This window comes from Streptomyces sp. NPDC048255 (genome assembly GCF_040652415.1).
Lineage (GTDB): Bacteria > Actinomycetota > Actinomycetes > Streptomycetales > Streptomycetaceae > Streptomyces.
Window position 1 is genome coordinate 330,830 of sequence record NZ_JBEZMA010000002.1, and the last position, 9,100, is coordinate 339,929.

Consider the following 9,100-nt stretch of genomic DNA (forward strand, 5'->3'; position numbering starts at 1 on the left):
TTGAACGCGTTCAACTCACATGGGTGACTCTACGAGGTTCCTTGAACATGTTCAAGACGCTCTTCCGGTTGCGGCGGTCGCGAGGATGCGGCAGACAAGAGGAAGCAACCGGGGCGAAAGGGAGAATCGCGTGCACGCACTGACACCTCCGACACCTCGTCAGGCGCCGCGCCGTCACGGACCCGCGGGAGCCGCCCTCCTGGCAGTCCTCGGCCTGCTCGCCGCGGGCTGCGGCGGCTCCGACGAGACCGTGAGCACGGCAGGATCCGAGAGCCAGGAGGTCTACCTCGAACCCGTGGCCGCCGCCGGCCCCGCACCCTTCACGGCCTCCTCCGCCACCCGCGAGTCCGCCCCCGTACAGCCCCCGCTGCCCAACCCGACCGGACGGGGCATCCGCACCGTGAACGCGGCCACCCCGGGCCTGTACGGCGGCACCCAGCGGCTCGGCAGCTGCGACGTGGAGCAGCAGGTCCGCTACCTCACCGCCGACGAGCCCAAGGCCCGCGCCTTCGCCGCGGTCTCCGGCATCGAACAGGCGAAGATCCCCGACTTCCTGCGCGGCCTCACCCCCGTCGTGCTCCGCGCCGACACCCGGGTCACCAGCCACGGCTTCCTCGACGGCCGGGCCGACAGCTTCCAGTCCGTCCTCCAGGCGGGCACGGCCGTCCTCGTCGACGACCACGGCATGCCGCGGGTGCGCTGCGCGTGCGGCAATCCGCTCCAGTCCCCGCTCGCGGCCAAGGGCTCCCCGGTGCACAAGGGCGAGCCGTGGAGCGGCTACCAGCCCAACCAGGTCGTCGTGATCGAACCGACCCCCCACGTGATCAACAACCTGGTGATCGTCAACATCGCCGACAACACCTGGATCGAGCGCAAGACCGGCGACGACGGGGCCCAGGACCGGACCCCGCAGGTGGTCCCCCCGTACGACCCGGCGGACGGCATCCCGAACGGGCCCGCCAACCCCCGCGGAACCACACCGTCCGACCCCTGCCCGACCAACGGCCTGGCCCGCACGGCTCCGCCGACGGAGCCCGGCCGTCCCAGCGCCCCGGGCACCCCCGCGGCGCCCACCCCGCTCCCGCCCCCCCGGGCGACGGAGATCGCCCCGCCCGCCCGGGCGACGGAGAAGGCTCCGCCGACGGAGCCCGGCCGTCCCAGTGCGCCGGGCACCCCCGCGGCGCCCGCCCCGCTCCCCCGGGCGACGGACTGCCCGCCGGACCGGGGCACCAGCCAGGAGGCGCGTCCGGACACCCGTCCGGACCTGCCGTCGAACCAGCCGGGCGAGCTTCCGTCGGACGGCATGTCCGACCTGCCGTCCGACGGGATGTCCGGCCTGCCGTACGACCCGACGTCGCCCTTCCCGGACGTCCCGGAGGTCCCGCTGGAATCCGATGGCACGATCCCTTCGCCGGACGAGGAGCACGATCCGGGCGCCGTCCCCGACCCGTCACTGGACCCGTCACTGGACCCGTCACTGGATCCGTCACTGGACCCCTCGGACCCCGGCTACTCCCTGGAGAGCGCCTGACCGGCCCGTGTGTCATGGTGGACCGGTGCCGAGCACCGTTTCCCTCCCGGACGACTGGCCCGCACATCCGGACCGGTCGCTGGCACTGAACCGGATGGGCAGCTTCGACTGGGACCTGGTCACCGGCCTCATGCACCTGGACTCGGCGGCCCTGGACGTCTTCGACACGGCCGCCGGGGAGTACGACGGGCGGCCGGAATCCCTCTCGCCGCGCGTCCCGGCCGCTGAGGCCACCCGGCTCGACGCCCTCGTCTCCAGCGCCCTCAAGAGCAGCGAGGACACCTACGGCGCCTACTTCCGCATCCGGTGCCGCGACGGCCGGCTGCGCTGGACCCACACCCAGGGCCGCGTCATGCGCGGCCCGGACGGGCGCCCGTACCGGATCATCGGCATCGTCCGCGACGCGACCGAGGAGCTCAGTCATTCGGCCGAGCGGCTCGGTCTCGACGAGGAAAGACGCCGCCAGACGTCCGTCGTCGAGAGCACCACCGCCGCCCTCGCGCACGCCCGCACCGTCCAGGACGTCATCGACGCGCTCGGCGACGCCCACGGCCTGGAGCGGCTCGGCTCGATGGGCATGGTGATGGGTCTCGTCGAGGCCGGCCGCATCCACCTCGTCGCCGAGGGACCGCAGGGCAGCTTCGTCCCCGGCACCCGCTACACGCGCATCGACGAGCCGTACCCGATGAGCGAGGTCGTCCGCTCGCTCCAGCCGCGCTTCCTCGACTCGGCGCAGGAGTTCGCCCAGGGCTATCCCGGGCTCTGGGCGAAGATCTCGTACATGGACATCTCGGCGGCCGCCTATCTGCCGCTGATCGCCCAGGCCCGCCCGATCGGCGCGATCGGGCTGCTGTACCAGGACAAGGACGGCTTCACCCAGGACGAGCGGAACCTGCTGGTCGCGCTGGGCAGCAGCATCGCGCAGAGCCTCCAGCGGGCGATGCTGCTGGAGCAGGAACACGATCTGGCCGAAGGCCTCCAGCAGGCCATGCTGCCGCGGCGGATCCCCTCGGTGCCGGGCGGGCAGATCGCCGTGCGGTACCGCTCCGCCCGGATGGGCCAGGACATCGGCGGCGACTGGTACGACGTCATCCCGCTGCCCGGCGTCTCCCAGGCCGGAGCCCGCAGCGGCGGCCGGGTCGGGGCGGTCATCGGCGACGTGCAGGGCCACGACACCCACGCGGCGGCGGTCATGGGCCAGCTGCGCATCGTGCTGCGCGCCTACGCCGCCGAAGGGCACTCGCCGGCCACCGTCATGGCCCGGGCGTCGGTCTTCCTGCACGAGCTCGACACCGACCGCTTCGCGACCTGCACGTACGTGGAGGCGGACCTGTCGACGGGCGTGCTCCAGCTGGTCCGGGCCGGTCACATCGACCCCCTGCTGCGCACCCGCGACGGGGACTGCCGCAGGCTCCCGGTGCGCGGCGGGATGCCGCTCGGCCTGTCGGCGGAGTTCGGCCGCCTCGAATACCCGGTGACCACGGTGGAACTGGACCCGGGGGAAACGATCCTGCTGTGCACGGACGGCCTGGTGGAACAGCCCGGAGCCGACCTCGACGACGGAATCCAGCTGCTCACCGCGCTGATCCGCAGCGGCCCCGCGGACCTGCAACTGCTGGCGGACCGGCTGTGCGGGGTCGTCGACGACCGCGGCGGGGACGACGACATGGCCCTGCTCCTGCTGCGCCGCGACATCGAGGACCTCCCGCCGGGCGGCGGCCGCCTCCAGCAGCACGTGGCGCCGGGCGACCCGGAGGCCCTGGTCGCGGCCCGCCACATGATCGGAGCGGCCGTCCGCGCCTGGGGCGCGCGGGAACGGGCCGACGAGATCGAGCTGGTCGCGGACGAGCTCATCGTGAACGCCCTGATGCACACCGACGGCCCGGCGATCGTCACCCTGCGCGTCCTGACCGGCCCCGAACGGCGGCTGCGGGTCGAGGTCGAGGACCGCTCCAGCGCGCTGCCGCGGCGCCGCGAAGCAGGGGATTCGGGCGTCTCGGGACGGGGCCTGATGCTCGTGGACCGCCTGGCGGACGACTGGGGCGTGGAACCGCGGGGCAGCGGCAAGTGCGTGTGGTGCGAGTTCCTCATGACCTGAGGCCCTGCCCCCGGTCCGGGACCGCGGAAAGTCCGTTGCGGGGTGCGCCCGCGGTCCCCGAGGATCGAGGGCGATGACCAACGCCATGGAAGACGTGCGCCGACTGCTGAAGAACGGCGATCTGCCCGGAGCCGTACGGTCCTTGCGGCCGCACGCCGAGACGATGTCCCTCCCCGAACTCGCCGAGGCCACCCGCGCCCTGGCCGGTGCCGCCGGGTTCGAGGACCTGGCCGCAGCCGCCGCGGCCGCCGCCGAGCGGCCGCAGGACCCCCAGGCCCTCTACGACCTCGGCTACGGCTGCGTCGAACGCGGCATCGCCTTCCTCGCCGTCGCTCCGCTGCGCGAGGCACTGAGGACGCTCCCCGACTCCCGGCCGCTGCTCGCCGAACTGGTCTCCGCGCTGGAGGACGAACACCGGCACGCCGAGGCCGCCGGCCTCCTCGCCGCCCGCGGCGCGCAGTTGCCCGCCTGGCCCGAGACGTACCTCCTGGTCCACCACACCCTGCTCGCCGGGGACCTGGACACCGCGGAGGGGCTGCTCCTCGGCCTCCCCGCTCCCGAGGACCCCCAGTGGTCGGGCGCCCGCGAGCGCCAGGCGCGCCAGGTACTGCGCAGCAGCCAGTCCCGCCGGGCCCAGCGCACGGCGGGGCACCCCGACCCGCTCGGCGCGGCCGACCTGCGCGGCTGGCACTACGGCCTCACCGGCGGCCTGCTCGGCACCCTCTCCCCGTACGGCTGGGACGCCGGCATGACGGGCCGGTACGCCTACCTCGGCGACAGCCCCGAGCAGTGCCGCCGCGGCCTGGCCCGGCTCGTGATCGCGCTGGAGGCCGCCGGACGCGCCCCCGGCACGGTCTCGCTGCTGCCCGGCCGGTCCGACCGGATCCTCGGGCTCGCCGCCGCGCAGGTGCTCGGGCTGCCCGTGGTGCCGTACGAGCCCACCCGTACGGACACCCTCGTCGTCGCGCACGACCTCAACGCCGTCGACCAGGACCTCGTCCGTACGCTGCACGCGCGCGCCGACGGCCAGATCCTCTACGAGCACGCCACCTGCTGGACCGACCCGCCCGCGGTGAGCGCGGACTTCAGCGCCCTGCTGTGCCAGTACGTCGCCCCGCGCCGGCAGGACGAGGACCGGGCCGAGGAGGCCGTCGCCCGCGAGATCGCGGCGGCGGACACCGAGCCGGACGAGGGCGACGGCGCGACCCCGCACGACGCGGACGAGGGCTTCCGGGCGTTCGTGACAGGGATCAGCACCGGCTGGCTCTCGGCGCCCCGCGACCGCGTCGCGTCACCGGGCCCCGTGCCCAGCTCGCGTTTCGCCTGAGGCGGCGGCAGGCTGGGAGCATGCCGGAGCTGCCGGAGGTCGAGGCCCTGCGCGAGTACCTCGACGAGCACCTCACCGGGCGGGTGGTGGAGCGCGTCCACCCGCTCGCGGTGAGCGTGCTCAAGACGTACGACCCGCCCGTGACCGCCCTCGAAGGCAAGCCGGCCGGGACCACGGCCCGGTACGGCAAGTTCCTGGCCATGGCCGTCGGCGAGCTCCACCTCGTCACCCACCTGGCCCGGGCCGGCTGGCTGCGCTGGCAGGACACCCTGCCCGCGCAGCCGCCGCGCCCCGGCAAGGGCCCGCTCGCCCTGCGCGTCGCCCTGGAGGGCGGCGGCGGCTTCGACCTCACCGAGGCCGGGACCCAGAAGCGGCTCGCCGTGTACGTGGTGCACGACCCCCAGGAGGTGCCCGGCATCGCCCGGCTCGGGCCGGACCCGCTGGCCGAGGCCTTCGGCCGGGACGCCTTCGCGGCCCTGCTCGCGGGGGAGCGGCGCCAGATCAAGGGAGTCCTGCGCGACCAGAGCGTCGTCGCCGGCATCGGCAACGCGTACAGCGACGAGATCCTGCACCGGGCCAAGGTCTCCCCGTTCAAACTGGCTGCCGCCTTCGACGAGGAGCAGATCACGCTCCTGTACGAGGCCGTTCAGGACACCCTGCGCGAGGCCGTCGGCCGGGCGCACGGCGTGGCCGCCGGGCAGCTCAAGGCCGAGAAGAAGAGCGGGCTGCGGGTGCACGGCCGGGACGGCGAGCCGTGCCCGGTGTGCGGGGACACCGTCCGCTCGGTGTCCTTCGCGGACTCCTCGCTCCAGTACTGCCCCACCTGCCAGACCGGCGGGAAGCCGCTCGCCGACCGGAGGCTCTCGCGTCTCCTCAAATGACCCGGCGCTGCGTAGACTCCTGCGCCATGGCCGAGGAGCAGCAGTCGCCGCCCCGGCGCGAGATCGTCACCGGGGTCCCCCGGGGCACCCGCCGCCGGGCGCCCGCGCACACCCCGGCCCGCTCGGAGATCTCCGAGCAGACCACCCTCGGCGCGACCTACGTACGGGCTCTCATGCGCAGCCAGCTGCGCGCCGCCCTGTGGGCGCTGGGCGCGCTCGCCCTGTTCGTCGGGGCGCTGCCGCTGGTGTTCGTCGTGCCGGGGACCGGGTCGGGGCCGCTGGTCTGGGCGGCGCTGGGGCTTCTGGTGTACCCGGTGATGTGGCTCATCGCCCGGTGGTACGTCACCCGGGCCGAGCGCAACGAGGCCGACTTCACCGGCCTGGTGACGGACCCGGCCGAGGCCCCGGGCGCCAGTGCCCGGACGGGGTCCGGGCTTTAGAACAGGTGCATGGCCAAGTGGCCCAGAGGTAGGCCGAGTTGCCAGGCCGGGGTCCAGACCCGGGCGTTCTCGTCCAGTTCCGGCGGGGTGTCGGCGTGGCCGTGCCGTCCGGGGTCCAGGTTGGTGGCGAACAGCTCGGTGCGGTCCAGCCAGCGCCACGCCGCCCGGGCCAGTTCCAGGTCCGGCTCCTCGGCCTCGCCCCGTTCCACGGCCTCCTCGCCCAGCGCGAGGAACCGGGTGCGCACCCAGTCGCGCCAGGGGTGCCCGTACGCCGTCAGCGACAGCCATTCGTCGAGCTGCGAGACCACCCGGATCCCGGAGAGCTCACCGGCCGCGTCCGAGAGGTAGATCGTGAGCGCGAGCGTGTCGCGTCCGGCCCGGAACTCCAGGGTGCTGACCGGGATCAGCCGGCCCGTGCGCAGCAGTTCGTCCGCGATGTACTCGGCGTAGAGCCATGCCATGGGCACCGCGAGCCCGCCGTCACTGGTGCCGTTCATACCCTCGGGCTGCACCGTTCCACCTTCTCCCGCGCGTTGAGCCGTCCCGCCGTCAAGTCCTGAGCCTTCCCCCAGCGGCTCCCGCAGCGGGGGATGTTTACTCAACTTGCACGGTCTGGTGCCGATTTTCTTGCGCAATGTGTCGGTTCCGTGCACGTTCGGGACGGTACTTGCACCCTCCCCTGCGGCTCCCCGCGTCCTCCCCTGCGCCGCCTCAGGCGCCGAGGCCGTACCCGTACCCCTGGAGGCCCTTCCGCAGGGCGCGCAGGGCGTAGTACGTACGGGACTTGACCGTTCCGGCCGGAATGCCGAGCTCCGCCGCGGCCTCGGCGACGGACCGGTCCTGGAAGTAGACCTGCATCAGCACCTCCCGGTGCTCCGGGCCGAGCGAGCCGACGGCGCGCCGGACGTCGATCGCGGTGACCGATCCGGCCACCTCGTCCACCGGCGCCGGGGCCTGCTCCAGCCCTTCGGGGTCCACCTCCTGCGGCCGGGACAGCCGGGCCCGGCGGGCGTCGATCGCGAGCCGCCGGGCCACCGTGAACAGCCACGGCCGCATGGACTCGTGCGCGCTGGCCAGCACCTCGGGATGCTGCCAGGCGCGCACCAGGGTCTCCTGCACGAGGTCTTCCGCCCGCTGCGCGTCGCCGGCCGTGAGGCCGAGCAGGAATCCGAACAGGGCCCGCCCGTGGTCGCGCTGGAGTTCGGCCAGCGCCTCGGGGTCCGTGCGCAGGAGGGTGGGGGAGAGCGGCACGAGGGGCTCCTTCCGAGGTGCGGGCCTTCCGTTGGGGAGGGCGACGGATCCACCCTCACCTGCACGGAGCGGCCCGGGAACCGTCCGGCCCCGGCATTGCGCCCAAGCCCCCGGGTCGTCCGGTGGGCGGCCGCACCGGTCGGTGAACGGTCGAACGGCACGGCGAACGGCAGGGCGGGTCGGCCGTCACCGCGGCGGCGGGGGAGTGGGGGCGCGCGCACGTCGTCGGCGCCGCCATCGGAGTGAGCGGGCACGGAGCGGACGGAGCCGTTCCTTGACTTGCCGCGTCTCGTTCTATGGATTGCAGCTAATCCAATAATCCTATTAAGGGGAGCCGCGGCAGATGATCAAGCGCACCCGGCATACCGCCGCCGTCCTCGCGGCCCTCCTGCTGTCGGCCGCCGTCGGCTGCTCTGCCGCCGGGGAATCCGCACCGGCCCGCCTCGCCGGTTCCGGCGCCCCGCCGTCCACCGCCGCCGGAGCCCCCGCGGCCAAAGGGTTCACCCTCGTCGCGAGCGGCGACGTCCTTCCCCACACCTCGATCATCCGGCAGGGCGCAGCCGACGCGGACGGGGACGGCTACGACTTCAGACCCATGTTCTCCGGCGTCGGACCCGTCGTCTCCGCGGCCGACCTGGCCCTCTGCCACATGGAGACCATCTACGGCGAGGACGGCGGCCCCTACTCCGGCTACCCGGCCTTCGTCTCCCCGCCCGAGATCGCCGACGCGCTCAAGGCCACCGGCTACGACGGCTGCTCCACGGCCTCGAACCACACCCTGGACGACGGGGCCGACGGGCTGCGACGCACGCTGGACCGGTTCGACAAGGTCGGGCTCGGGCACGCCGGTTCGGCCCGTACGGCCGCCGAGGCCGCCGCGGTGACCACGTACACGGCGGGCTCCGCCAAGGTCGCGCACCTCGCGTACACCTACGGCACCAACGGCTACCCGATGCCCGAAGGACAGCCGTGGGCGGTCAACCTCATGCGGCAGGACAAGATCGTCGCGGATGCGCGGGCCGCTCGGAAGGCAGGCGCGGACGTGGTCCTGGTGAGCGTGCACTGGGGCACGGAATGGCAGACCGAGCCGGACGGGACGCAGCTCTCCCTCGGCAAGGCGCTGACCGCCTCGCAGACCGGCGGCCGCCCCGACATCGACCTGATCCTCGGCACGCACGCGCACGTCCCGCAGCCCTACGAGAAGGTCAACGGGACCTGGATCGTCTACGGCATGGGCGACCAGGTCGCCGGGCAGATGTTCAACCACTCCGGCGAGGAGGACGCGCGCGGCGGCTACGGCTCCATCGGCCGCTTCACCTTCGCCCCGCCGGCCGCGGCCGGACAGCGCTGGCAGGTCACCAAGGCCGAGTTCGTCCCCCAGTGGATGGACCGGGGCGCGGGCCGGGTGGTCAACCTCCCCGCGGGCCTCGCCGCCCACCCCGACCACGAGGACTACCGGACCGCCCAGGAGGCCATCTCCGAAGCCGTCCTCAGCCGCGGCGCGGCCAAGGACGGCCTGAGCATGGGCCGGTAGGGGCTGTCCCGTCGATCTGGCCGGGCCCGGCCAGATCG

The 9,100-nt window shown here is 73.8% G+C and carries 8 protein-coding genes; 6 read left to right on the forward strand and 2 right to left on the reverse strand.

Translation table 11 applies throughout. The annotated features are described in order from the left end of the window. The first annotated feature begins 130 nt into the window (after window positions 1-130). The 5 genes from AB0D94_RS03900 (at window position 131) to AB0D94_RS03920 (ending at window position 6,277) form a co-directional block, all read left to right on the forward strand. On the forward strand, window positions 131-1,531 hold the full coding sequence (locus AB0D94_RS03900; protein WP_362045018.1) for a DUF6777 domain-containing protein: 1,401 nt from the start codon (window positions 131-133) through the stop codon (window positions 1,529-1,531). Between the two features lie 7 nt (window positions 1,532-1,538). Next, window positions 1,539-3,629: a SpoIIE family protein phosphatase gene (locus AB0D94_RS03905; RefSeq protein WP_362045020.1), complete on the forward strand. Its 2,091-nt coding sequence runs from the start codon at window positions 1,539-1,541 to the stop codon at window positions 3,627-3,629. Between the two features lie 73 nt (window positions 3,630-3,702). Continuing rightward, window positions 3,703-4,956, forward strand: coding sequence for a hypothetical protein (locus tag AB0D94_RS03910; protein ID WP_362045022.1), 1,254 nt, complete (start codon window positions 3,703-3,705; stop codon window positions 4,954-4,956). A 20-nt stretch (window positions 4,957-4,976) separates the two neighbouring features. Then, window positions 4,977-5,837: a DNA-formamidopyrimidine glycosylase family protein gene (locus tag AB0D94_RS03915; protein WP_362045024.1), complete on the forward strand. Its 861-nt coding sequence runs from the start codon at window positions 4,977-4,979 to the stop codon at window positions 5,835-5,837. Between the two features lie 26 nt (window positions 5,838-5,863). Next, window positions 5,864-6,277 carry a hypothetical protein gene (locus AB0D94_RS03920; protein WP_362045026.1) on the forward strand — a complete coding sequence of 138 codons (414 nt, stop codon included), beginning with the start codon at window positions 5,864-5,866 and terminating at the stop codon, window positions 6,275-6,277. Here the strand turns inward: AB0D94_RS03920 and AB0D94_RS03925 are convergent. Together AB0D94_RS03925 and AB0D94_RS03930 are read right to left on the reverse strand one after the other, a co-directional pair. Next, window positions 6,274-6,774: a hypothetical protein gene (locus AB0D94_RS03925; RefSeq protein ID WP_362045028.1), complete on the reverse strand. Its 501-nt coding sequence runs from the start codon at window positions 6,772-6,774 to the stop codon at window positions 6,274-6,276. The two genes, AB0D94_RS03920 and AB0D94_RS03925, sit on opposite strands and share 4 nt — an antisense overlap. A 214-nt stretch (window positions 6,775-6,988) precedes the next feature. Beyond that, the gene (locus tag AB0D94_RS03930) at window positions 6,989-7,528 is read right to left on the reverse strand and encodes a sigma-70 family RNA polymerase sigma factor (protein ID WP_362045030.1); all 540 of its coding nucleotides are present in this window, start codon (window positions 7,526-7,528) and stop codon (window positions 6,989-6,991) included. 343 nt (window positions 7,529-7,871) lie between these two features. Here AB0D94_RS03930 and AB0D94_RS03935 point away from each other — a divergent pair, with 343 nt between their 5' ends. Beyond that, window positions 7,872-9,062: a CapA family protein gene (locus AB0D94_RS03935; protein ID WP_362045032.1), complete on the forward strand. Its 1,191-nt coding sequence runs from the start codon at window positions 7,872-7,874 to the stop codon at window positions 9,060-9,062. The last annotated feature ends 38 nt before the right edge of the window (window positions 9,063-9,100 follow it).

Bases quoted from the DNA above. Each gene is read 5' to 3' on its own strand.
- AB0D94_RS03920 (WP_362045026.1), top strand. From the start codon at position 5,864: ATGGCCGAGGAGCAGCAGTCGCCGCCCCGGCGCGAGATCGTCACCGGG.
- AB0D94_RS03935 (WP_362045032.1), top strand. From the start codon at position 7,872: ATGATCAAGCGCACCCGGCATACCGCCGCCGTCCTCGCGGCCCTCCTG.
- AB0D94_RS03925 (WP_362045028.1), bottom strand. From the start codon at position 6,774: ATGAACGGCACCAGTGACGGCGGGCTCGCGGTGCCCATGGCATGGCTC.
- AB0D94_RS03910 (WP_362045022.1), top strand. From the start codon at position 3,703: ATGACCAACGCCATGGAAGACGTGCGCCGACTGCTGAAGAACGGCGAT.
- AB0D94_RS03915 (WP_362045024.1), top strand. From the start codon at position 4,977: ATGCCGGAGCTGCCGGAGGTCGAGGCCCTGCGCGAGTACCTCGACGAG.